The following is a 23,589-nucleotide window of genomic DNA, read 5'->3' on the forward strand; positions in this document are numbered from 1 at the left end:
TCGGCGCCGTTCCCGGCGCTCGCCCGGTTACTTGCGCTTGAGGGTGAAGTTGGCGGTGACCGTAGCTCCCTTCTTCAGCTTCACCGTCGTGACGGTCGGCTGGTAGCCGTCCTTGGCGACGATGACCGTGAGCGGGTTGTTGCGGACGTCGAGCCACAGTCCGTACGTGCCGTCGGCCGACGTGGTGAGCGTGTAGGACGAGGCCCAGCTGTCGATCTGCACGGTCGCGCCGGCCAGGGGTGCGGTGCCGCCGGTGGCCTTGTTGCCCAGGACGAGACCGGTGATCTTCCCCCAGGTCTTGGGCGGGTCGACGTGCAGGCTGACCGGGATGCGCGGCACCGCGTACGGCGTGTCGGTGCCCACGCTCAGGCCGGCGGTGAGGTCACCGGGCTGGGTCACGGACGGAGCCGTGGCGTCCAGCGAAACGGTGACGGTCGTGCTGGCCCCGGGCTGCAGGGTGAGCTCCTGGACGCTGGTGCTCAGCCAGTCGACGTCGCTCGCCCCGCCCTGGTCGTAGCCGGGCAGCACCTCGACCTTGCTGATCGGCCTGCCGGGGGCGTTGCCGCCGCCCACCTTGTAGAAGCCGGGTGCGCCGCCGCCGCGGTAGGTGGCGACGTTGGCGTTGGGCAGGGCGGCCCAGGTGCCGGACCTCGGGTCGAAGGCCTGGCTCCGGTTGGTGAGGGCGTTGTTGCCGATTCCGCCGACCAGCAGCAGGCGCCCGTTGGCCGCGGAGTAGTGGGTGCCCCACTGCGGGGCCGGGACGTCCGCGAGCTGCGACCAGCTGTCGGCGCCCGGGTCGTAGGCGTAGGTGTGGATGACGTCGTTCTCACTGGCACCCAGACCACCGGCGCAGTAGATCTGGCCGTCGATGGCGCCGCACGCCTCCCACGAGATGGGCTCGGGGTAGGCCGCGATCTGGGACCAGCTGTCGGTGCCCGCGTCGTAGACGCTGGCGTCGGTCGTGCCGCAGAAGTCGGCGCCGCAGCCGCCGATCATGTAGAGCTTGCCGTCCAGGACGGCGGTGCCGGAACCGGCGTACGGCTTGGGCGCGGACGCCCCGGTGGTCCAGCTGTCGGACGCCGGGTCGTAGATCTCCAGCTTGGCGTCCGGCGTGCCCGACGGGCCCCAGCCGCCGACGGCGTAGAGCTTGCCGTCGATGAACCCGTGCGCGGGGTCCTCACGGGTGTCGGACGCGCTCGCCAGCTTGGTCCAGGCACCGGCCACCGGGTCGAGGACGTACAGGTCCTTCACGTCGGTCGATCCGTTGTACCCGAAGGCCGAGTAGACCTTGCCGTCCAGGGTGTCGACGGCGTTGTCCATGAGGGCGGCCGGCAGGTCCGGGGCCGTCTGCCAGGTGTCGTCGGCAGGGACCGCCGCGGCGGGCTTGGCCGTGCCGGCCGGCGCCCGGGCGTTGCTGGACAGCGGGTTGAAGTTGCCCTTGACGGTCTGCAGCGCGGCGCCCTTGGCCTGCTGGGTGAAGCCGCCGGCCTGTTCGCCGAGCTTGACCGTGGCGGCGGCGCCGCCGGTGTTCCTGACGGTCAGCTTCTGCGTCTTGGCCCCGCCCCAGGCGACGGAGGCGGAGACGGAGGCCGGGGTGATCGCGACCTGACCGGCCTTGAGCTTGAAGTTCGCCTGGACGGCGCTGTCGGCCCCCGCCTTGGCGGTCTTGGTCAGCGAGGTGTACTTCGCCTTGGCCGCGGTGTAGGGGTGGCTGCCGAAGGCGGTCGAGACGAACGAGTAGTAGCCGTCGGGCAGGTTCGGGTCGTCGGGGGTGGCCCCGGTGGTGGTCTTCTCGGTGGGCTTGTCCTGGCTGGTGACGGTGGCACCGACGATGCCGCTACCGGTGTTGGCGTCGGTCACGGTGCCCACGACCAGGCCGGCGGGGACGGGGGTGAGCTGCCGGTTGCCGATGAAAACGTTGTCGACGGCCCACCACCAGCCGAAGCTCCCGGTGAAGTGGAAGCGCAGCTGCACCTCGGACTTGCCGGCGAAGTCGGACAGCGAGGCCTCGATGTGGTCCCCGGTGACGTCCGAGCCGGGCGACCAGATCTTGGTCCAGGTCTTGCCGCCGTCCGCGGTCGCCTCGACGGCCGCGGACTGGCCGCCGTACTGCTTGTACTCGGTGTCGAAGGCGACCTCGGGGTCGTTCTTGCCGGTGAAGTCGTAGACCGGGCTGATCAGCGAGGTGTCCTGGGTGACGCCGCCGCCGAAGTGGTCGCTGTCGATGACGGCGAACGCGCCGTCACCGCCGGTGTGGTTGCCGCGGTCGCCCGGGTCGTCGAACTGCCAGCCGCCCGTGGTGTCCTTGGCGTTGTCCACCGTCCAGCCGGCGGGCGGGGCGTCGGTGGCGTCGAACGGTTCGGTGGTGCCGGTCACGTCGACCCGGTATCCGGGCGGGTTCGCCGTCCAGGAGTCGACCGGGACCGCGATGCCCACCGTCTGCGCCGAGTCGCCGACGGTGACCGTCTTGCTGACGGTCTCGTAGCCGGGCGTCGCCGACGCGACGTGCAGGGTGTAGGAGTGCCCCTGGGGCAGGTCCAGGCTGTACGCACCGGTCGCGGGATCGGTCCACACCATGCCGGGGACGCCGTCCGCGGTGATCTTGGCGTAGAGCGGCCAGCCGTGGCCTGAGCCGTCGGTGACCTTGCCGGCGACCGTCTGGCTGGGCACCGGGGAGAGGCTGAAGTTCTTGGTGACCGTGGCGTCCTCGTCGACCACGATCCCGTCGGCCGAGCCGTCGGCGTAGCCGAACGCCTCGACGGAGACGTCGTAGGTGCCGGTGGGCACGGTCAGGGAGTAGGCGCCGGAGGCGTCGGTGTGGGCGATGCCGGTGCCCGCCGTGACGGTGGCACCGCTGACCGCCTTGCCCGTGGCGCTGTCGGTCACGGTTCCGGCGATCACGCCGTGCGCGCCGGTGCGGAACGCGTTCAGACCGGCGGGCGTGCCGAGGCCCGTCGGGCCGTCGAAGCCGGTGGCTCCGTTGCACAGGTACGACGGGGAGCAACTGCCGTTGCTGCCGGTGGTGATGTCGTTGAGTCCGGTGCCGGCCTCGTACGGGTACGCGTTCGGGTACGAGCCGGCGACGGGGGTGCCGGCGGCGGCGTACACCGAGGCGATGATGGGCGACGAGACGCTGGTGCCGCCGTAGACCGCCCAGCCGTTGTGGCCGTAGGTCTGGTAGACCGCCACGTCCTCCGCGACGGCCGAGACGTCGGCGAGTGCGCGGTTGTCGCAGCCGGTGTCGTGCTGGAAGGCGGGCTTGGGCTCGTACAGCGAGCAGCCGGAACCGGCCAGGCTCCAGGCGTCCTCGGTCCATCCGCGGGGGGTGGACGGCGCGCGGGTCAGCGTGGTGCCGCCAACCGCGGTCACGTACTGCGAGGCGGCCGGGTAGCTCACGCCGTAGCCGTAGTCGCCGGTGGACGCGGTGATCGCGACGCCGGGGTGGTTGTAGTGGGCGTCGAGGTCCGTGGTCTCGGACGGGTCCTCGCCGTTCCCGCCGCGGTAGTCGGTGCCGTAGGAGTTCGAGACGTACTTCGCACCAAGCGCGACCGCCTGGTCGACGGCGGCGGACAGGCTCTCGAAGCTGTTGTCGTCGGCCTCGACCAGCAGGATGTGCGCGTTGGGCGCGATCGCGGAGACCATGTCGACGTCGAGCGAGATCTCACCGGCCCAGCCGGGGTCCGGTACGGGGTAATCGGTGCCGCCGCGCTGGTCGACCTTGCGGAAGCATCCGTTGTCCGTGGTGCAGGCCGGCAGCCCGAACTGCGCCCGGTAGACGGCCAGGTCCGCTTCGGCGGTCGGGTCGTCGAAGGCGTCCACGATGGCGACGGTCTGTCCGGCGCCCCCGTCGGCGGGCAGGTCGTAGGCGCTCTGCAGATCGGCGGCACCGTAGCCGGCCGGGGTGTCGGCCGCCCGCAGCAGGCCCTTGACCGGCTTCACGTCGGTGCGGCGCAGGGCGAAGCAGCTGAAGTGGCCGGGCTTGGCGTCGTCACAGGTGGGTTCGAAGGAGGGGCGGCCTTCGGTGGCCGAGGCGGCGGACTTCGCGCCTGCGGCCCCGGTGGCTAATGCCGGTGCTTGTACTCCGAGCACCGCCATGGCGGCGGCGCCGAGGACGGCCAGTCCTCTGGTCACCGTCCGGCGGAGGGGGTTGGTGGTTCTCGCTGGTCTGCGCAACGTGACTCCCATGCGTGCGTGCAGGGATAGAGCCGTGTACGGCTCCCGGGCGACGGCGAACGTCCGAGCGTTCACCGGAGCCCATTAGCGAGTTCCGCTCTGTTCATGTCAACAAGGAAGAATCGGCACCGATGGTGACCGAACGTCATCGCTCGAATGCTGCACGTGTACGACGACGGTGATTGTTGGGCGTTTTGGAGGGGAATTGGTGTTGTAGTGTGTTCGCTGAGTGAACGCTGGGCTTCTGTTACTCGTGAGTGGTCACTGCACGTATCGAGGGCGTGAATACGACACGCGACGGAAAGACGCCAGCACCCCGGAGAATGGATCAAGGTTCCCGGATGGCATTTGCGCTGGTCAGCAGCCCATTCGCTGACAACTCGGCGCGCGATAGGTCCGTCCGCCGGATATGTCCTGACGTGACCCGTCGTATCCGCGGAGCCCGCTTGCGGCACGTCCCAATGCCACCTTCCCGGCGTCCGACGGAATTGCGCACCGCATCTCGGACGGCGGCTTCCACCACTCCGCTTTACTGACCCGTCATCAGGTTGCAGGGATGATCCGGGGGAATCTCAGGCCGTACCGCATTCCTGATGGACGGCTTTGTCGCAGATCGGCTGCAGCACGCATCGGCGTCTTGCACCGCAGTTCCTCGACGGAGACGCGGCCCGCCCAACCCCGCCGGGGAACGCGCCAGGGAGGTGTCGGGAATAATGTCATCAGGCGATGACTTCAGCTGAAGACATCGCCTGATGACATCGAGGAGAGCCGTGGAGAATCCCGCGATGGCGGAGCCCCGGTCCGCGCGGCAGCGAGCGCTGGTTCCCGTACTGGTCTCGCTCGGCATGCTGGTCGCCGTGGTCAGCAGCCTCGGCGCCCCACTGGTGCCGACCATCGCCGCCGAGGAGCACGTCTCCCTGAGCGACGCGCAGTGGTCGCTGACCGTCACGCTGCTCGTGGGCGCTGTCGTCACTCCGGTGATGGGACGGCTGGGGGACGGTCCACGCCGACGCCCCGTGATCCTCGGGGCCCTGGTCGCGGTGCTCACCGGCTGTGTCCTGGCGGCGCTGCCGCTGGGCATCGGCTGTCTGGTGACCGGGCGCGCGCTGCAGGGCCTCGGGCTGGGCCTCACCCCGTTGGCGATCGCCACCGCCCGCGACGCCCTGCCGCCGGAACGGTCCCGCCCCGCGGTGGCCCTGCTGTCGATCACCACCGTCGCCGGCGTCGGTCTGGGGTACCCGGTCACCGGGTTGATCGCGCAGTCCTACGGGCTGTACGCCGGATTCTGGTTCGGGGCGGCGGTCAGCGCCGCCGCCCTGGTGGCGGCCGCCGTGGTCCTGCCGCCGTCCCCGCGCCGCGCCGCCCCGCGGCTGGACGTGCCGGGCGCGGTGCTGCTCGGCACCGGACTCGCGGGACTGCTGCTCGCCCTGAGCGAGGCCGAGCTCTGGGGGTGGGACTCCGCGCGGCTGCTCGCCCTGGTCGTGGGCAGCTTCCTGCTGCTCGCACTGTGGGTCGTGCACGAACTGCGGACCGCGCGGCCGCTGGTCGACCTGCGGCTGACCAAGGACCGCACGGTGCTCACCGCGAACGTGACCGCGCTGGTGGCCGGCCTCGGGATGTACCTGCTGCTGTCGCTGGTCACCCGGTTCGTGCAGACGCCGCGCGAGGCCGGTTACGGGTTCGGCGCCTCTGTGGCCGTCACCGGGCTGGTGCTGCTGCCCTTCTCCCTCGCCAGCATGGCCGCCGGCCGGGTGGTGCCGCTGCTGGCCCGGCGGGCTCCCACCGCACTGGTGCTGTCGCTCGGGGGCGCGGTCTCCCTGGGCGCTGTGCTGGCCTTCGCCCTGGCCCGCGGACAGCTGTGGGAGCTGTTCGTCATCATGACGGTGGCCGGCTTCGGGGTCGGCTGGATGTTCGCCGTCATGCCCGGCATGATCGTGGGTTCCGTACCCGCACACGAGACGGGCAGTGCGATGAGCTTCAACCAGGTGCTGCGCTACGTCGGCTACTCCACCGGAAGCGTGCTGAGCGCCACGATCCTGCAGGCCCACACCGCCGCCGGCACCGCGCTGCCCACGGGTGACGGCTACCGGACGGCCGCGCTCCTGGCCTGCGGGGTGTGGGTCGCCATGATCCTGTTCACCGCCGTCCTCCCGCCGCGGCACCGGCGCACTGCCGTTGCGGCTCCCGCACCGGGCGCGGCCGCCGTGACGCACGGTGGGGAATCGGCGCCGCAGGAGGCGGCACGGTGAACGAGGACACACCCTCACGCAAGCGCGACTCCACCCGCAGCCGCGAAAGGCTGTTCCAGGCGGCGAGCGAGCTCTTCAGCGAGCGGGGCTTCGACCGCACCACGATCCGCGACATCGGGGAGCGGGCGGGCGTCGACCCGGCGCTGATCGCCCGGTACTTCAACAACAAGAGCGGCCTGTACACCGCGGTGCTGCGCGCCGAACTGGGTGACGCGACCCCACCGGACCTGCTCGCACCCGAGCGTCTGCGCGCACTGTTCGACCGCGGGGACCAGCGCGGCACCGGCCCCGTCTTCCGCTCGGCCGTCCACGCCCACGACGACGACGCCGTGCAGGACGCCGCCCGCGCCCAGTTGTACCTGCGCGTGGTCGACCCGCTGCGCGAGCGGTTCATCCGCGACGGGCTGGACCGGCCCCAACTGCGGGCCGAGGTGGCGGCTGCCGCCTTCATCGGGGTGCTGCTGGCCCGCGGCGCGGGAACGCTCGCCGAGCTCGCGGCCGCCGACCTGGACGATCTGGTACCCCTGGTCCGCGCGGCCCTGGGGGGCATGGACGTCTGACGGCGGGCCGTACGAGAGCCTCGAGCCCGGCCGGCGCACCTTCGGCTGCTCCACTTCGCCGACCCCGCCGCCGGTACGAACCGCTCCGGGATCTCCCGGCGGTGAGCCCTTGCCTTCGCCCTCCTGCGGGGAGCAAGATCGTCTCGCCGATCGAACGGACTGAGATCGGGTGCCTGCGGTTCATGGAGTTCTGATGAGCGGCTTCGCTTGGTGCATCGTGCTCGCCGTGGCCTGGATGAGCTGTTCCGTCTGGCGTACGGACACGTTGCCAACCTGGCGGCGCCGGCTGCCGATGCTGCTTCTGGTCGCCGGAGCGGCGGGTGTCGTCTCCGCGTCGTGGCAGAGGTTCGGCACCCCGGCCGTCCGGATCGTCGCGGGTTCAGACCTCGTCCTGATCCTGGCCGCCTGGGCGGTGAGTCTGCGGGAACGCCGAAGGCGGACCGCCGGCCGACGCTGAGGAGTTCCCTCCCGGATCAAGCCCGTCTGTTGCCCCTGGGCAAAAAGATCTCCGATCCGTCGGCGGGCGACCTACGCTGAGCCCCGTCCTCACTATCTGGGAGAAGCATGACAAGCAGGTTCACCGAGTTGACCGTCGACTGCCACGATCCGGACAGGCTCGCGGCCTTCTGGTGCGAGGTCCTGGACTTCAAGGTGATCGACCGGAGCGAGGGCAAGGTCGAGATCGGCTCATGGGTGCCGACCGTCGAGGATGTCCGGGCCCGCCAGATGCCGCCCACCCTGGTGTTCATCCGCGTGCCCGAGGGCAAGACCGTCAAGAACCGGCTTCACCTCGACGTCAGCCCGATCGACGGCAGCACCAAGGACGAGGTGACCAGATTGCTCGGTCTCGGCGCCGTCACGGTGGACGTGGGCCAGGGCCCGGACCGGAACTGGGTGGTCATGGCAGACCCCGAGGGCAACGAGTTCGACGTCCTGCGCACCTTGGCACCGCAGGACTACTGAGCCGAGCGATCGACGGCCCCGCGCAACACGCACCGTCAGGCGGGCTTCATCTCCCGGCTCCGGGTCGGCACACGGCCCCAGGCGAGGGCGTACGCGCGGGCCGCGGCACGGGGGTCGTCGGCGGCGCAGATGCCGGACACGACGGCCGCGCCCGCTGCCCCGGCCTCCCGCAGTCGCGGGAGGTCGGCAGGGTTCACGCCGCCGATGGCCACGGCGGGCAGTGCGCTGAGCCGGGCAAGGCGGGCGAAGCCGTCAAGGCCGAGCGAAGGCGGGGCGTCCGCCTTGGTCCGGGTCGCGTGCAGCGCGCCGATGCCGACGTGGTGAACGCCTGCCGGATCCTGGGCGGCCGCGCGCAGTTCCTCGGGGGTGGCGGCGCTGAGGCCCAGGATTGCGTGCGGTCCGATCAGTTCGCGGACGGCGGCCGGAGGCAGGTCCGACTGTCCGACGTGGACGCCCGACACGAGGATGCCCCCGGCGCGGGCGGCCAGGAACACGTCCACCCGGTCGTTGACGATCAATGCCACGCGCTCCGGGAGGACCGCGGCCACCTCCGTGACCGTGCGCAGGAATGCACCGCCGTCGGCGTGCTTCTCACGGATCTGCACCGCGGTGACGCCGCCCGCCACCGCCTGGGCGACGGTCTCGGCCACGCCGCGGCCCCGGGCCGTGCACTGGGCCGCGTCCGTAACCAGGTAGACCGACAGGTCGACCGGCGTCAGCGTCACGACACGGCCGCCCGCTCGGCGATGTCGGACTCCCGCAACCCGGCGAGCGCGTCCAGGAACTCCACGGCGAAACTGCCGGGCCCGGCGGCCTTCTTCGCGGCCAGTTCGGCGGCGACCGTGTAGGCGGTGACGGCAGCCACCGTCGAGGCGAACGGGTCCTCGTCCACCGCCGCGTAGGCGGCCATCACGGCGCCCAGCGCGCATCCCCCGCCCGTCACCCGGGTGAGCAGCGCGTCACCGTTGGCGATGCGGGCCGTACGCACCCCGTCGGTGATGAAGTCCACGGGGCCGGACACGGCGACCACGCCGCCGGTCGTGCCGGCCAGGCGCTGCGCCGTCTCCTCCGCCGCCTCGACGCCGTCGGAGGAATCCACTCCGCGGCCGCCATCGCCCGCTCCCGCCAGCGCGATGATCTCCGAGGCGTTGCCCCGTATCACCGTCGGCCGCAATTCGAGGAGCTGGTGCGCCAGCGCGGTGCGCACGGGCAGCGCGCCGACCGCCACCGGGTCGAGCACCCACGGGGTGCCGGCCGTGGCGGCCGCCTGCGCGGCCTCGACCATGGCGGAGCGCTGCTCGGCGTGCGGGGTGCCGAGGTTGACCAGGACCCCGGAGGCGACCTGGGCGAACGGTCCGGCCTCCCCCGGGATGTCGACCATGGCGGGCGAGGCGCCCAGCGCCAGCAGGACGTTGGCGGTGAACCCCGTCACCACCGAGTTGGTCAGGCACTGGACCAGCGGGGAGTGGGCCCGTAGGCGCGTGAGCGCCTCCGCGGCGAAGGCGGTGTGGTCGGCGGACGTCGGGGGCATGCGGTGTCGCTCCTTGAGGGGACGGACGTGTGCGGGCGCCTGCGATGGTCGGCGGTTCGGGACGTGGCGGTTCAGGGCCGCGAGCGCTGACGCAGTCGCAGCGGGGTGTACACCGCGAGGGCCACGAGGAAGGCCACGTAGTACGACAGGTCCGCGCCGTGCAGGGCCTCCGCCACCGGGCCGACGTACAGCGTGGTGTCCATGAACGGCACGGCCGCGGCGAAGGCGGCCACGAACGCGACCACGGCGGGCAGGCCAGGCTGCGGCCGGTCGGTCTCGGCGGCGAGGTCGATCTCCGCGCCCGCCCGTGCCCGTGCCCGGACCAGCCAGTCGACGATGACGATCGCCACGAAGCCGGGGATCCAGTAGCCGACGAACAGCAGCACGTTCTGGAAGCGGGCGGTGGTGTCGGCGGCGTGCATCCACAGCACCAGGGGGAAGCCGAGCACGGCGGCGAAAGCGGCCGCCGCCGGGCGGGGAACGCGGACGCCGACGGTCTGCAGGGCCAGGGATCCGCTGTAGTCGTTCATGGCGTTGCTGCACAGGGCCGCCAGGGCCACGGCGAGCAGCCCGAACGCCCCCAGCGGCCCACCGCCCAGCAGATCGGCCACGCCTGCGGCGGTCTGGTCGGTCAGGACGGACGCGCCCCACAACCCGAGGACCTGGACGGCCACGAAGGACACCACCAGGCCCGCCAGGGTGAACCAGAACATGCGCGAGCGCGAGGTGCTCCGGGGCAGGTAGCGGCTGAAGTCGCTGGCGTACGGGGCCCAGGACAGGGACAGGCTCAGCGCGATGGTGCTGGTCAGGACGAACGCCCCGCCCCGGTCGGCGCCGTGGGCGGAGCCGGTGACCGCGGGGTGGACGCCGTCGAGCAGCTTCCAGGCGATCAGGGCGAAGGCGACGGCGAGCACGAAGGTCATGACGATCTGGAGCCGGTGGATGGCCTCGTAGCCCAGGACGCCGAGAGCGCCCTGCCCGAGCATCATGATGAGGACCCCGAGCCAGAAGGGCAGGCCGCACAGCCGCGCCAGCGCGTCCCCGCCGAAGAGCCCGATCAGCGCGTCCCAGGCGACCGAGGACAGCCACTGCAGGATGCCGGGTAGCGCGACGGCCCGGCCGAAGGCCAGCCGGGCCAGCGGCAGCTGCCCCGCGCCGGTCCGGCTCCCCCAGGTGCCCAGGTAGGCGGTGGGTATCGCGCCGATCACGGTGCCGAGCACCACGGCGGTGAGCGCGGTGGCGAAGTCCAGGCCGAGGACGATGCCGATGGTGCCGGTGAACACGCCGGTCATGGTGAGGTTGGGCGCGAACCACACGGTGAACAGCCGCCCCGGTCCGCCGTAGCGGTTGCCCTCGGGGACCGGTCGTATGCCGTGTGCTTCGATCCGCAGGTCGCCGGCGGCCGCCGGCATGCGGCCGTCGAAGACGGTCTGTCGGCTGTCGGCAGGCAGACCGCCGGAAACATGCGCCAATGGCATGGAGACATCCCTCCGCCAGTACGAACTGGTTCAGGTTCGACGGGTGTGATCTCAGCCCTCGGCGGGGCACCCCGTGTCCGGTACGGGGGACAGACTAACCCGACGGCGACGCCCGGTGCGCCTGCGGGGCGACCTCCCGCAGGGACCCGTTCGCGAGCGTCCACCCGGCGCCTGGAGCGGCGTGGCGGTCACGGCGACGGCGCCCGTCACGGATCGGCGGGTTTGTGGCCCCGGTACCGCGGGCTGGGAAATAGTCGGGGCATGGCATCGACGTCCAGCACCCCAGAACTGCGCCGCGATCGGTTCCGCAGGCGGCTGCCCGCGGAGCTGTCCGCTCTGCGGGGACCCGCGCACGGGACGGTCGCCCTGCCGCTGCACCTGGCCTGGTCGGGCCTGACGGAGTTCGATCTGGACCAGCCGCGGCTGCGTATGAGTTGTTACCGGACCGTCCTGGCCGAGGGCCTCCACGACGACTTGGTCCGCTACCTCGACCGGGACCTTCTCATCAAGCTCTGGCCCGTGCTTCGCACGCTGATCAGCCGCGACATCCGCGACGTCTGGGAAGCCGCGTTCAGTGAACTCCCCGCTCGGGCGCCTCGAGCAGCGTGAACCTCGGTCCCCTGCACCGCCGGCCGCCGGCGGATGTCCTCACCATCGGCAGTCCGTATCCCCTGGTCCTCACGGGTGGCTACGCGGTGCAGGCGCACGGCCTGGTCCAACGGCTCCGCCAGGACCTCGACGTCGCCACGGACAACAACGACCCGATGGACCAGATCGCCGTGACCGTCACCGCCGGGCTTCGCGACCGCGGCTGGCAGGCGCACGTCGTGGAAGCGGATCCGCTGGCCGCGCGTCTCACCGTGACCGACCCGGACAGCGGTGAGGAATGCGAGCTCGACATCCTCAAGGAAGTCCTCACCCGCCCCGCCGTGATCACCGACCACGGACCGGTCCTGCCCCTCGAAGACGTGGTGGGTACCAAGGTCCGCGCACCGGCCGACCGCGGGATCGCCCGGGACCTCATCGACGTCCGTGCCGCGGCCCACCTGTGGTCCGCGATCGAGCTCGAAGCGCTCGGCCGCCGCCACGCCCGCGACGCCTTCGACCTGGAGGACCTGCCGGCCCGCCTGGGCGGCGCGGACTGGATCGACGACACCGAATGCGCCGCCTACGGCCTCACCGAGCCCGCGATCGGCGAATTGCGCCCATGGGCCCAGAGATGGGCAGACGATCTCACCGCCCGTCTCCACGACCAGCCGCTCGACGACTGACCGCCCTCACCGACGGCAGGCTCGGTCACGGAAACCGGACGCTTCGCCCGTGGAAGCAGCGGCAGCCGTGGACCAGGCGCACGTGCGGCCACCGTGCCTGGCCCGGCAGGCGCTGCGCGGGGGCGCCACGCAGCGGCGCCGGCGCGCCACCGCCGACATGACGTTCCGGCAGTTCCCGCGTCCTGCCCCGCCGCTCCCGCACCGTCGGCGACGGGCCACTCGGGTGGTCCGCGGCGACACCACCACGCTGGGCGGCGCGGGTCCGGGGGCGCCGCTCCGGATCCGCGTTTAATCGCGCTCGGATCCGAAAAGCCGGGGGCTGGGAGCGCCGGCGGGCGCGGATCTCCGGGCCAGGCCTCACAGCGCTTGAGGGAGATTGCCATGAGCGGCACCACGACCTTGCCGGCACCGTCCGGTCCCTACCTGGGCAAAGGGCTGCTGCCCGCAGACTTCTACGCCTACGAGGAACTGCTGTCGGACCGGGAACGGGAGAATGTCGAGTCCGTCCGCGAGTTCCTCCGCACGCAGGTCGCCCCGATCGTCGACGACCACTGGGCCCGGGCCGAGTTCCCCTTCCAGTTGGTCGAAGGCTTCGGGAGGCTCGGGCTCGTGGACTGGGCCGACCCGGACTCGACGGAATCCAGGCCGAGCAACCTCTTCGCGGGTCTCATGGCCTTGGAGCTCGCCCATGCCGACGCCTCGGTGGCGACGTTCTTCGGCGTGCACACGGGTCTGGCCATGGGCACCATCCTCGCCTGCGGCTCCGAGGAACAGCGTCGGCGGTGGCTGCCGGCGATGAGCCGCTTCGAGAAGATCGGCGCCTTCGGGTTGACCGAGCCGCACGGCGGCTCCGACGTGGCCGGCGGGCTGCGGACGACCGCCCGCCGCGACGGCGACGGATGGATCCTCGACGGCGCGAAGCGGTGGATCGGCAACGCGACGTTCGCCGACCTGGTCGTCATCTGGGCCCGCGACGTCGAGACCCGTCACGTGCTGGGCTTCGTCGTGGAGAAGGACACCCCCGGGTTCACCGCGACGAAGATCGAGAACAAGATGGCGCTGCGGATCGTGCAGAACGCCGACATCGTGCTCGACGGCTGCCGTGTTCCGGAGGCCAACCGGCTGCAGAACGCGAACTCGTTCAAGGACGCCGCGGAGATCCTGCGCCGGACCCGCAGTGGGGTGGCGTGGCAGGCGGTCGGCATCATGTTCGGCGCCTACGAGATCGCCCTGGAGTACGCCAAGCAGCGGGAGCAGTTCGGCAGGCCCATCGGAGGCTTCCAGCTGATGCAGGACCTGCTGGTGAAGATGCTCGGCAATGCCACGGCGTCGTGCGGGATGGTGACGCGGCTGGCCCAGCTGCAGGACGCCGGGGTGTACCGGGACGAGCAGTCATCGCTGGCGAAGGCCTACTGCACCGTGCGGATGCGGGAGACCGTGGGATGGGCGCGCGAACTGCTGGCCGGCAACGGCATCATCCTCGACTACAAGATCGGCCGGTTCGTCGCCGACGCCGAGGCCATCTACTCGTACGAGGGCACGCGCGAGATCCAGACCCTCATCGTCGGGCGTGCCGTGACCGACGGCCTGAGCGCTTTCGTGAGTTGACATCCTCCCCGTCCTAAAGGGCGGGGATTCCTGGCTCACGTGGGCTGGGGACCAGCGGTCCGCCAGCGCTTGCACGATCGGCACCAGCCGGGTTGAGACCAGCCCGGACCAGCATCACGCGGGCGGAGTTCTTGTCCCTGGGGGACACGGCTCCGCACGCGGTGCAGGTGTAGGTACGTTCCGAAAGAGGAAGAGCGTGCTTGGTTCTCGCTCCGCACGACGCGCAGTCCATGGTGGTGTGCGCGGGATGCACCAGGCGGACGTCCCGCCCGTGCTTGCGGCCCATCTCGATCAGAGCCGTCTTCGTCGCGCCGATCGCAGCGTCCGCCGCCCTGCGCGCCATGGTCGTCTTCGCGAGGAACCTCGGCCGGAAGTCCTCGACCGCGATCGCATCGTGGTCGCGCACCACGCGCTTGGCCCACTTGCGGGCGGTGTCCTGCCGCTGCCGCGCCACGTGCTTGTGCAGCTTGGCCGTCTGGTGCCTGGCCTTGCGGTAGCCCCTGGACGCGGCCTGCCCACGGGCAGGCTTACGGCGGGCCATCATCTTCTGGTACCGGGCCAGCTTCGCCGCGGCACTCCTCCCGTGCTGGGCGTGCGGCAGGTCGTGCGCGTCGCTGGTCGTGGTCGCGGTCTCACGCACGCCCCAGTCCACGCCGATCACCGCGCCGGTGGCGGGCAGCGGCTCCGGGGCGGTGGCCACGACGAACGAGGCGTACCAGTGGCCGAGGCTGTCGCGGTACACGCGTACCGAGGACGGTGCGGACGGCAGGTCTCGGGACCACACCACCGTGAGCACAATGCCGCCGGCCAGGTGCAGGCGCCCGTCCTTGAGCCTAAAACCCCGCCTGGTGTAGTTCAGCGACGGGGCGGCCTCGCGCTTGCGCTTGATCCGGGGCATCCCGGCCCGCTGCCTCATCGGCAGACGCACCGCGATGTCCTTCAACGCCTTGGCACGGGACTTCGCGAAGTCCCGGATGACCTGCTGCTGCGGCACCGAACTACCCGCCCGCAGCCACTCCATCGACCGCCTCGCCTCGGTCAGCATCCTGTCCAGCTGCGCAGGGCCGCACGTGACCTTCTGCTCGGCACTCCTGTTCAGGACGTGGACCCTGCGGGACACCGCCACGCACTCGTTCCACACCCACCGGCAACGCGCCCACTCCGCCTCCAGACCGGCACCCGCCGTGGACGACACCCGCAGCCGATAGGTGTACCGGGCGTACCCGGACCCCTGCCCGGTCACCGCTGTCGTCATCACGCTCCGGAACCCAACAGCCCCCACCGACAACGAAAGAGAACCCACGTCAGAACAGATGCGCAGTCAACTCCCCCGCTTCGCGCCTCCGACCCAAGCACCAACACCTCCCCGGCCTGAAGGCCCGGGCATCCTGAGAGAAATCAGGTGACGAAGTTGACCACCGAATCCGTGTTCACCGGGCTGAAGGTCCTCGACGCATCGAGCTTCATCGCGGCACCGGCCGCGGCCACCATGCTCTCCGACTTCGGAGCCGACGTCATCAAGATCGAGCCGCCGGGGAACGGCGATCCCCAGCGGCGGCTGGGCTCCGTACCGCCCAGTCCCCAGGCACGGGCCAACTACAGCTGGCACCTCGCCAACCGCAACAAGCGTGGCATGGTGATCGACCTGAAGTCCCCGGCGGCCACCGGGATCCTCAAGCGCCTCGTCGAGTGGGCCGATGTGGTGATCACCAACTTCCCCCACGGCACCCGCGAGAGACTGCACCTCGGCTACGACGAGGTCGCGGGCTGGAACCCGCGGGTCGTCTACGCCGACATCACCGGCTTCGGTGACACCGGCCCCGACGCCGGGCAGCCGGGCTTCGACCTGACCGCCGCCTGGTCGCGCAGCGGGCTGCTGGCCTCCACCCGTGACGCGGGAGCACCGCCGACGGTGCCGGTCTGGGGCAGCGGCGACTACATGTCGGCGATCGCCGTCTACGCGGCGATCGTGACCGCCCTGTACCGCCGCGAGCGCACGGGACAAGGGGCCAGTGTCGGGACGTCGCTGCTCGCCACGGGCGTCTGGGCCACGGGAACCCTGGTGGCCGGCGCACTCGCCGGCGGCACGTCCTTCGAGCTGCACGACCGGAAGGGGCCGGCGAATCCACTGGTCAACCCCTACCGCACCGCGGACGACGAGTGGTTCATGCTGGTGGCGTCTCCCCCGCACTGGCCGGGACTGACGCGGGCCATCGGGCGCCCCGAGCTGCTCGAGGACCCGCGTTTCGCCGACGTCGAGGGGGTCATCGAGAACGCCGCCGCGCTCAGCGAGCTGCTCGACGCCGAGTTCCGCGCGCGGCCCTTCGCCCACTGGAGGGACGCCCTGGGACGAGAACGCGTCACCCACAGCCTCATCCAGACCCCTGAGGAGGCCGCGCAGGACCCGCAGCTGCGCGCCAACGACATCGTGGTGCCGCTGGAAGGAGTCACCGGTCTCACGGAAACCATCAGCAGCCCGGTCAACCTGCGAGGAGTGCCGAAGGTGGCGGCGAAACGTGCGCCGGACCTGGGCGAGCACACCGACGAGATCCTCACCGAGCTGGGATTCGGCCCCGCCGAGATCGCCGAGCTGCGCGCGATCGGAGCGATCCCGGGCACGACGGAAACGCAGGCGCCGCGATGAGCGGGCCGTCCGAAGCGGCCGACCCGGTGCTCCACAAACGCCACGACGGCGCCACGAGCCGCGCTGCGGCTCGCGGCGGCTGTTGATCTGCTCGACGCCGCCCCGGACCGCCGGTCGGCGTGCCTGCGCGAAGGTCGCGTACGCCGACGGTGCCACGGGCCTCAACGGGCTGCTGGATCGCGAGGCCGCAGTCGATGAGTGGTGCTTCGCGCACCACCCGGAGGCTCCGGATGATTACCCGAACCACCGCTCCATCGGCGGCGGCGCTCGCAACGTCGGCAAGGACTGACGTCACGGGACAGTACGGTGACGTCCTGCCGAACGCCCCCGGTCCCCCGGGGTTCCTCCTGGGAAGCCACATGCCCGGCCGCCTCGTGAAGGGGACGACTCCCCCCACGCGGCCGCGCGAGCAACAGGATTCAGGCGTTGCCCGGTTGTGAACGGACGGGATGACCGCTCGGCCCCTCGCACGCGGCGGCCGGTCGACCGGACCGGCCGCCCGATGGTGAGGTGCATCGCCGCGGTGGGGCGCTCGCCGAGAAGTCGTGAATACGACACGCGGCGCCAAGTCGCCAACTCCATCCATTGACCTGGTTGTCGAGGGCGCGCGATCTTTCTTCGGGCAACGCGTCATGTGCCCGACAACGTTATCGGACCACTGCCGGAGTCGCCCCGTGCTCGTTCCCCGTCCTTCACGCCCCCTCTCCCGGTACTTGAGGGGTGCCCCCGCCCGGCCAACGGGATCCCCGTGGCAACGTGCCGTCGGCGGGGCCGCGGCCCTGCTGCTGGCCGCCCTGGCGGTCCAACTGCCCCAGCAGAGCCCGGCCGTCGCCGATGACGCCGGGCCGGCGGAGGAGTCGCTGTGCGGCGCCCCGCAGCCCGGGCACTTCGGTTGCTTCGCGGTGCGCCGAGCGGACACCGACAGCGGTCGCACCGCACGGTCCGCCACTCCCGATGGATTCGGCCCGGCCGACCTGCGCTCGGCGTACGACCTGCCCGCGGACGGCGGCGCCGGGGCGACCATCGCGGTCGTGGCGGCCTACGACAACCCGATGGCCGAGCAGGACCTCGCCGCCTACCGGGCCCAGTACGGGCTGCCGCCGTGCACGGCGGACAACGGCTGCTTCCGCAAGGTCGACCAGCGCGGCGGCACCGACTACCCGCAGCCCAACGACGGCTGGGCCGGCGAGATATCCCTGGACCTGGACATGGTCTCGGCCGTCGCGCCGAAGGCGCACATCCTCCTCGTCGAGGCCGACAGCTCCGCCACGGACGACCTGGGCTCCGCCGTCAACACCGCGGTGGCACTGGGCGCCCGCTACGTCTCCAACTCCTACGGCGCCTACTACGACGGCCCCGACCTCGCCGCCCTGGACGCGGCGTACTTCGACCACCCCGGCACCGCCGTGGTGTTCGCCTCCGGCGACTACGGCCACGGGCTGAGCTACCCGGCCTCCTCCCCCTACGTGACGTCCGTCGGCGGCACCTCGCTCAGCAGGAGCGACACCGGTGCGCGCGGCTGGACGGAGACGGTGTGGAGCGGCACCGGCTCGGGGTGCTCCGCCTACCAGCCCAAGCCGGCGTTCCAGACCGGCACCGGCTGCGACAAGCGGTCGGTGACGGACGTCAGCGCGGTCGCCGACCCCGACACCGGCGTGGCGGTCTACAACACCTACTCCGGCGGCGGATGGGGCGTCTACGGCGGCACCAGCGCCTCCGCCCCGATCATCGCCGGTCTGTACGCGCTGGCCGGGACGCCCGTCGAGGGCACCTACCCGGCCGGGTACCCGTACCGCGCGCCCGGTGCGCTCAACGACGTGACCACCGGCAGCAACGCGCAGTGCTCCGACGACGCGCCCTGCGACCCGGACACCGCACCCGCGTGCGAGCCCGCGAACAGCTGCACCGCGGGCCCCGGCTACGACGGACCGACGGGACTGGGCACGCCGAACGGCGTCGGCGCCTTCCGCCCCGGCCCGCACGGCACCGTGACCGGCAAGGTCACCGACAAGGCCACCGGCGAGGCGCTGTCCGGCGCGACGGTGCGGCTGGGCGCGCATACGGCGGTCACCGGCGCGGACGGAAGGTGGTCGCTGGCGGCGCCCACCGGCTCGTACACGCTGACGGTCAACGCCTTCGGCTACTCCGAGAAGGACCTGGGCAAGGTCACCCTCGCCGACGGCACGGAGCTGACCAGGAACGCCGCGCTCGCGGCCGTGCCGGCCACCACGGTCTCCGGGACGGTCCGGGACGGCGGCGGACACGGCTGGGGCCTCTACGCCCGGCTGACCGTCGACGGCGTACCCGGCACCGTCCACACCGACCCCAGGACCGGCCGCTACTCCGTCCGCCTCGAGCGCGGCAAGACGTACACGCTGCGCGCCACCGGCCTCTACCCCGGCTACCGCCCGGCCGAGACAAAGGTCGCGCTCGGATCGTCCCCGAAGACGGCCGACCTGACGCTCCCGCTGGTCGGCTCCGGCACCCTCCCGCCCGGCTACGCCGTGGACTACCACGGCGGCGGCTTCCAGTCCTTCGACACCGCCGCGAAGCCTGCCGGGTGGAGCATCGTCAACCACACCGCCGCCGGCGGCTGGGGATTCGACGACCCGCTGACCCGCGGCAACCAGACCGGTGGTGACGGCGGCTTCGCCCAGGTCGACGACTACGCCCTCGGCTGGGGCGAGGTCGACACCGAACTGATCAGCCCTGACTACGACCTCTCGGCGCAGACCCGGCCGGCGCTGGAGTTCGACACCGCGCTGCCCAGTCTGTGGCGCTTCAACGAGCCCACGGCCGACATCGACGTGAGCACCGACGGCGGGGACCACTGGGACAACCTCTGGCACCACACGGACGTCGTGGAGGGCCCCTCCCACCAGGTCGTTCCGCTCACCGCCTACGCCGGCAAGTCCTCGGTGCGGCTGCGCTTCCACTTCGCCGGCTCCCTGACCGGCATCTGGCAGCTGGACAACGTCGCCGTCGGCACCCGCTCGCTGGTCACCGTGCCCGGTGGGCTGCTGACGGGCCGGGTGACGGACGCCAACACCGGTGCCGGAGTGGTCGGCGCGACCGTCTCCGCCGCGAAGGCCCCCGAGGACGGCGGCCACAGCATCGCCACGCCGGACGACCCGGCCGTGGGCGACGGGCTGTACTGGGCCTTCTCCTCCCGTACCGGCCGCCAGGAGTTCACCGCCGCCCTGCCCGCCTTCGGCTATCCGGCCGGGACGTCGGCGGTGACGGTCAAGGCCGACACGGTCACCGCCGCGGACCTCGCGCTGCGCCCGTCCCGGCTGAAGGCCACCCCCGGTGCGGTGGGCGTCACCGTTCCCTGGGGCGGGAAGAAGACCGTCACGGTAAAGGTGCGCAACACCGGCGGCGCCCCGGCCTCTCTCGCCGTCGGCGAGCAAGCCGTCGCGGGAGCCCCGGCACGCGTGTCCGGCGCCCCCAGGGAGCGGACGGCGGCCAGACCCGATCCGCTCGACGTCGCGGCCACCGCCACGACGGACACCACGGCGGCGGGCCGGACCGCCGGGGCGACCGCCGGGCAGGCGTGGCAGCCGCTCGCGGACCTCCCGCAGCCCATGACCGGGGGGATCGCGGCCGCGTACGACGGCGTCCTCTACAGCGGTCTCGGCCAGACCCCCGACGGTCAGTGGACCACCGCCCTGCGCTCCTACGACCCCGCCACGGCGACCTGGAAGGACCTCGCCCCGGCCGTCACCAAGCGCAGCGGCGCGGCCTACGGATTCGTCCGGGGCAAGCTGTACGTCGTCGGCGGCAAGAACCGCGCGGGCACGCCGATCGCCGGGGGCGAGGTCTACGACCCGGCGAGCGACACATGGTCGCGGATCGCCGACGCGCCCAAGGCGTACGGCAATTCGGCCGCGGCAGCGGTCGGCGACCGGCTCTACGTGATCGGCGGCTGCACCGGCGTCTCCTGCGGCACGCGCGACGTCCAGGTCTACGACCCGGCCGGCGACACGTGGTCCACGGGCCCGGCCTACCCCGTGCCGACCTCCTGGCAGAGCTGCGGAACCGTCGACGGGACGCTGTACTGCGCGGGCGGTGTCCACCAGGGCGACGGGCAGCCTGCCCACGCCACGGCCGTGGGCTACGCCCTGGACCCGGCCGCGGGCCGCTGGACGCCGATCACCGACCCCCCGGTGGACTTCTGGGGTGCCGCGACGGCGAGCGGCGCGGGCCGGCTCATGGCCGCCGGCGGTGTGCTGGTCGGGGCCGCCGCGGTGACCAACGAGGCCTACGCCTACGATCCGGCCGCGGACACGTGGAGCGCGCTGCCGAACCTGCCGCAGCCGCTGTACGCGGCGGCCGGAGCGCCCGGCTGGTCGGTCCTCGGCGGCCAGAGCGCCGACAGGGTAATGCAGACCTCCGCCCTCGAACTGCCCGGTTACGACGCACCCCACGGGGACGTGACGTGGCTGGCGGCGAAGGCGGGCTCCTCATCCGTCGGTGCGGGCAGGACGGCGGAGCTCACCGTCACCGTCGACGCCCGGGACATGGGTCCGGCCGACGCGGGCGTGCACCAGGCGCGGCTGGTCATCGACAGCGACGGGCCGTACGCCTCCGTCACCGTCCCGGTCACCATGACCGTGGTGGCGCCGCCGGGGTGGACGCACCTGACCGGCACCGTCAGCGGCGCCGAGCGACGTGGCGGCAGCACCCCGCTGGCCGGAGCCACGGTTCGGGTTGGGACCGGGGCGGGCGCGCACACGCTCAGCACCGCGGTCGACGGCTCGTACCAGCTGTGGCTCCCGGACGCCGGACCGACCGTTTCCCTCACCGTGAGTGCCGAGGGCTACCGGACGGCCGAACGCACGGTGCGACCGCGCGGTCGTGACGCCGTCACCACCGACGTGGTTCTGACGAGGCGTTAGGCGACGTGCAGGACACGGTGGGGCCGGCCCGGCGGGCCGGCCCCACCGTGTCGCGTGTGGTGACGGGCAGGGGCGGCCCTGTGCGGCTTACAGGTCGTTTCACCATGAGGTCGCGGAGGGAAGGGATGCTGTCATGCTCGCTCCGTCCGTAGGATCACTCCATGCCTGCTGACGAACGCGTAACCCGGTTCATGTTGTCGGGTGGCATCCAGCCGATTTCAGCTCCTCAGCCGATGTCGCAGCTGCCCCAGCGGGTCTGGTCGGATGAAGACTGGAAGCAGATCCAGCTCGGCTATGCGTCGCGGGATATGGACGAGAAGTGGGACGTCTTCACGGAGGGCGAGGTCGTCTTCCTGCACCGAAGCTGGACCGGTAACGGAACTTTCGCGGCGACCTTCGCGCCGGTTGATGGCGGTGGACGGCGGATCGCCGGTGCTGTGGTCGAACGGGACGCTGAGCGCTATCGAGGAACGGACGATGCGTACGACTGCGTGATGCTTGAGTTGGTGATCAGTGCCATCGTGCTCGGCGAGCCGGCGACGGACCTCCGCTCGAAGTTGGTGGAGTTGACGCGCCGGGGGTCGGGTTCCGCCGACGCTCCTGCCAGTCTGATTCAGCACAGTGCCTTGGGGCTGCGCTCGGACTCCTAGCTGGTCACTCTGGGCGGCAGGACGGACGTCGGATGCAGATCAGGCTGCAGACCGGTTCGAGCAGGCCCTGGGAGAGATCAGCGCGTCGCTCGTAGCGGATGCGGAGTCGTTCGAACTGGTGGAGCCAGGCGAAGGCTCGCTCGACCACCCAGCGCACTTTGCCCAGTCCGGAGCCATGGGCAACGCCACGTCGGGCGATCACCGGCCTGATGGCCCGCTGCCACAGCAGGCGGCGGTACTTGTCGAAGTCGCGCGATCAAGGGAGGATTTCAGCTTCGCCACTCCAGGGTGTGGACGGCCTTGGCGACCTCGGCTGGGCCCCGCCGGGCATAGCCGGCTTGTTTGCGAGGAGGTGACGGGTGGTCACCTCGCTGAGCGGCAGTCCTGCACTTAGGGCCGGAAGGTGGTCGTAGGGGAGGGACCCCGAAGTCCGCTCGGAGTACCATCCCACCGAGGTTCTCACGTCTGCGCTCAGCAACCCCCACAGTGGCGCGGCCGTATGGGGCATCCGTACAGAGAAGGCTGAGGGGAATGAGTGTGGCGGAGAGCTGGTCCCGCGTGATGAATCTTCTTCGGCAGCACGCCCCGGCCGATCACGCGGATCTGCCTGGGCCCGCTACGGAACAGATGCTCGCGGCCGCCGAGGAACGGATGGGTATCCCCCTCCCCCAGGATCTGCGGGCGTGGCTGCTGCAGAACAATCTGGATCTTCCTGAGGAAGATGTGGACGTCGATGTGGCATGTTGCGGCTTCGACGGGTTCCCGGATGAGGGAAGCTTCTTTCTCGGCATCCGGGCGATGGAGAGGCTCTACGCGAACCACTCCACGCTCGGTGGATTCGACCCTCCTGACCAGCCGGACAATCCGTTTTGGCGTAATGAGTGGATCCCGTTCCTGTCGGACCAGGACGGCTGGATGGGAAAGTTTATCGACGTGCGGGACGGGCGCGTCGGCAGGTGGTTCGTGGGTGAGATCACGATCACGGGCGAGTACGAGTCGCTGGCTCACTATTTCGACTCCGTGGCGGAGATGCTGACGAAGATCGCCGATGGAAACCATCCGGTCTGTAAGGTCGCCGAAGGGCGACTCGTCTGGTCGTAGACCAGACGATCCGCCGCGTCGGTCCCGCAAGATGGAGAGGCAACGGTGAAAGAGCATCTTCAGCGTTGACGCTCCAGGGTGAGAACGGCCGCAGCGATGGACGTCATGTGGATGAGACTGACGCGGGCTTTGCGGAAGACGTGCCAGGACGTCAGTCTCGCGGCGCTTCGTGTCTCTGGTGCTCGTACCGCTGACAGGGCGCGGTTGACCGTCCGCTGGGTCGGGCTGAGGTCCTGGTGCGGAAGGTGCGGTCGGCAAGGACCGGAATGCCCTGGCGCTCGCAGATCCGGATGACTCGGTGGGTGCGGGCCGCGGTCAGGGATCACTCCCCCAGGGCACGCAGCGGCCCCGGCGCCCGCCGGGACAGGTGACCGACGAGAGCCGTCACGCCGGATGCGGAGTGCGACGCCGGTCAGTCAGCTGGTGCGGGCCTTGGGGCGGCCGGGCTCCCGGCCGGGGCGCG

General features: G+C 71.4%; 16 protein-coding genes, 2 pseudogenes and 1 riboswitch. Of the genes and pseudogenes, 11 read left to right on the forward strand and 7 right to left on the reverse strand.

The window, feature by feature from the left end:
- Positions 1 to 27 precede the first annotated feature (27 nt).
- Positions 28 to 4,095 carry a Kelch repeat-containing protein gene (locus ACFYYN_RS30975; RefSeq protein WP_500548439.1) on the reverse strand — a complete coding sequence of 1,356 codons (4,068 nt, stop codon included), beginning with the start codon at positions 4,093 to 4,095 and terminating at the stop codon, positions 28 to 30.
- Positions 4,096 to 4,958: 863 nt separating this feature from the next.
- On the opposite strand from ACFYYN_RS30975, the gene ACFYYN_RS30980 reads away from it, so the two are divergent.
- From ACFYYN_RS30980 to ACFYYN_RS30995, 4 genes are all read left to right on the forward strand, one after another.
- Positions 4,959 to 6,422 carry an MFS transporter gene (locus ACFYYN_RS30980; RefSeq protein ID WP_500548386.1) on the forward strand — a complete coding sequence of 488 codons (1,464 nt, stop codon included), beginning with the start codon at positions 4,959 to 4,961 and terminating at the stop codon, positions 6,420 to 6,422.
- Positions 6,419 to 6,982, forward strand: coding sequence for a TetR/AcrR family transcriptional regulator (locus ACFYYN_RS30985; protein ID WP_500548387.1), 564 nt, complete (start codon positions 6,419 to 6,421; stop codon positions 6,980 to 6,982). The genes ACFYYN_RS30980 and ACFYYN_RS30985 overlap by 4 nt, the downstream gene beginning before the upstream one ends.
- 193 nt (positions 6,983 to 7,175) lie before the next feature.
- Positions 7,176 to 7,439, forward strand: coding sequence for a hypothetical protein (locus ACFYYN_RS30990; RefSeq protein WP_500548388.1), 264 nt, complete (start codon positions 7,176 to 7,178; stop codon positions 7,437 to 7,439).
- Positions 7,440 to 7,546: 107 nt separating this feature from the next.
- Positions 7,547 to 7,945 carry a VOC family protein gene (locus ACFYYN_RS30995; RefSeq protein WP_500329293.1) on the forward strand — a complete coding sequence of 133 codons (399 nt, stop codon included), beginning with the start codon at positions 7,547 to 7,549 and terminating at the stop codon, positions 7,943 to 7,945.
- Positions 7,946 to 7,980: 35 nt separating this feature from the next.
- Here the strand turns inward: ACFYYN_RS30995 and thiE are convergent, their stop codons facing one another.
- The 3 genes from thiE to ACFYYN_RS31010 form a co-directional block, all read right to left on the reverse strand.
- The gene (thiE, locus tag ACFYYN_RS31000) at positions 7,981 to 8,670 is read right to left on the reverse strand and encodes a thiamine phosphate synthase (protein WP_500548389.1); all 690 of its coding nucleotides are present in this window, start codon (positions 8,668 to 8,670) and stop codon (positions 7,981 to 7,983) included.
- A complete protein-coding gene (thiM, locus tag ACFYYN_RS31005; protein ID WP_500548390.1) occupies positions 8,667 to 9,476 on the reverse strand; it encodes a hydroxyethylthiazole kinase in 810 nt (269 codons plus the stop codon). The genes thiE and thiM overlap by 4 nt, the downstream gene beginning before the upstream one ends.
- Positions 9,477 to 9,547: 71 nt before the next feature.
- Entirely contained in the window at positions 9,548 to 10,954 is a 1,407-nt protein-coding gene (locus ACFYYN_RS31010) for a purine-cytosine permease family protein (RefSeq protein ID WP_500548391.1), read from the reverse strand.
- A riboswitch (TPP riboswitch) is annotated at positions 10,945 to 11,038 on the reverse strand. It overlaps the preceding gene by 10 nt.
- A gap of 177 nt (positions 11,039 to 11,215) precedes the next feature.
- Between ACFYYN_RS31010 and ACFYYN_RS31015 the strand changes: the two genes are divergently transcribed.
- The 3 genes from ACFYYN_RS31015 to ACFYYN_RS31025 all read left to right on the forward strand — a co-directional run bounded on the left by ACFYYN_RS31015 (position 11,216) and on the right by ACFYYN_RS31025 (position 13,833).
- Complete coding sequence (locus tag ACFYYN_RS31015) at positions 11,216 to 11,563, forward strand: transcriptional regulator (RefSeq protein ID WP_500548392.1); 348 nt, start codon at positions 11,216 to 11,218, stop codon at positions 11,561 to 11,563.
- Complete coding sequence (locus ACFYYN_RS31020) at positions 11,560 to 12,225, forward strand: nucleotidyl transferase AbiEii/AbiGii toxin family protein (protein ID WP_500548393.1); 666 nt, start codon at positions 11,560 to 11,562, stop codon at positions 12,223 to 12,225. Before ACFYYN_RS31015 ends, ACFYYN_RS31020 begins: the two co-directional genes overlap by 4 nt.
- A 381-nt stretch (positions 12,226 to 12,606) precedes the next feature.
- A complete protein-coding gene (locus ACFYYN_RS31025; protein ID WP_500548394.1) occupies positions 12,607 to 13,833 on the forward strand; it encodes an acyl-CoA dehydrogenase family protein in 1,227 nt (408 codons plus the stop codon).
- 13 nt (positions 13,834 to 13,846) lie between these two features.
- Here ACFYYN_RS31025 and ACFYYN_RS31030 read toward each other — a convergent pair whose 3' ends face one another.
- Positions 13,847 to 15,088: an RNA-guided endonuclease InsQ/TnpB family protein gene (locus ACFYYN_RS31030; protein ID WP_500548395.1), complete on the reverse strand. Its 1,242-nt coding sequence runs from the start codon at positions 15,086 to 15,088 to the stop codon at positions 13,847 to 13,849.
- A gap of 147 nt (positions 15,089 to 15,235) precedes the next feature.
- Between ACFYYN_RS31030 and ACFYYN_RS31035 the strand changes: the two genes are divergently transcribed.
- The 3 genes from ACFYYN_RS31035 (at position 15,236) to ACFYYN_RS31045 (ending at position 22,025) form a co-directional block, all read left to right on the forward strand.
- A complete protein-coding gene (locus tag ACFYYN_RS31035) occupies positions 15,236 to 16,477 on the forward strand; it encodes a CaiB/BaiF CoA transferase family protein (protein ID WP_500548396.1) in 1,242 nt (413 codons plus the stop codon).
- A 713-nt stretch (positions 16,478 to 17,190) separates the two neighbouring features.
- Positions 17,191 to 21,375, forward strand: a complete 4,185-nt coding sequence (locus ACFYYN_RS31040) for a Kelch repeat-containing protein (protein ID WP_500548397.1) — start codon at positions 17,191 to 17,193, stop codon at positions 21,373 to 21,375.
- Positions 21,376 to 21,608: 233 nt separating this feature from the next.
- Positions 21,609 to 22,025 (forward strand): hypothetical protein, encoded by a 417-nt coding sequence (locus ACFYYN_RS31045; protein ID WP_500548440.1) that lies wholly within the window; start codon positions 21,609 to 21,611, stop codon positions 22,023 to 22,025.
- Positions 22,026 to 22,029: 4 nt separating this feature from the next.
- Here ACFYYN_RS31045 and ACFYYN_RS31050 read toward each other — a convergent pair.
- Positions 22,030 to 22,275: pseudogene (locus ACFYYN_RS31050) on the reverse strand (transposase); the annotation flags it as partial.
- A 281-nt stretch (positions 22,276 to 22,556) separates the two neighbouring features.
- On the opposite strand from ACFYYN_RS31050, the gene ACFYYN_RS31055 reads away from it, so the two are divergent.
- Positions 22,557 to 23,126 (forward strand): SMI1/KNR4 family protein, encoded by a 570-nt coding sequence (locus ACFYYN_RS31055; RefSeq protein WP_500548398.1) that lies wholly within the window; start codon positions 22,557 to 22,559, stop codon positions 23,124 to 23,126.
- Positions 23,127 to 23,185: 59 nt separating this feature from the next.
- Here ACFYYN_RS31055 and ACFYYN_RS31060 read toward each other — a convergent pair.
- Positions 23,186 to 23,445, reverse strand: a pseudogene (locus tag ACFYYN_RS31060) (IS5/IS1182 family transposase); the annotation flags it as partial.
- Positions 23,446 to 23,589: the final 144 nt, after the last annotated feature.

The sequence above is a fragment of the Streptomyces sp. NPDC001902 genome, from assembly GCF_042891295.1.
Classification (GTDB): Bacteria; Actinomycetota; Actinomycetes; order Streptomycetales; family Streptomycetaceae; genus Actinacidiphila.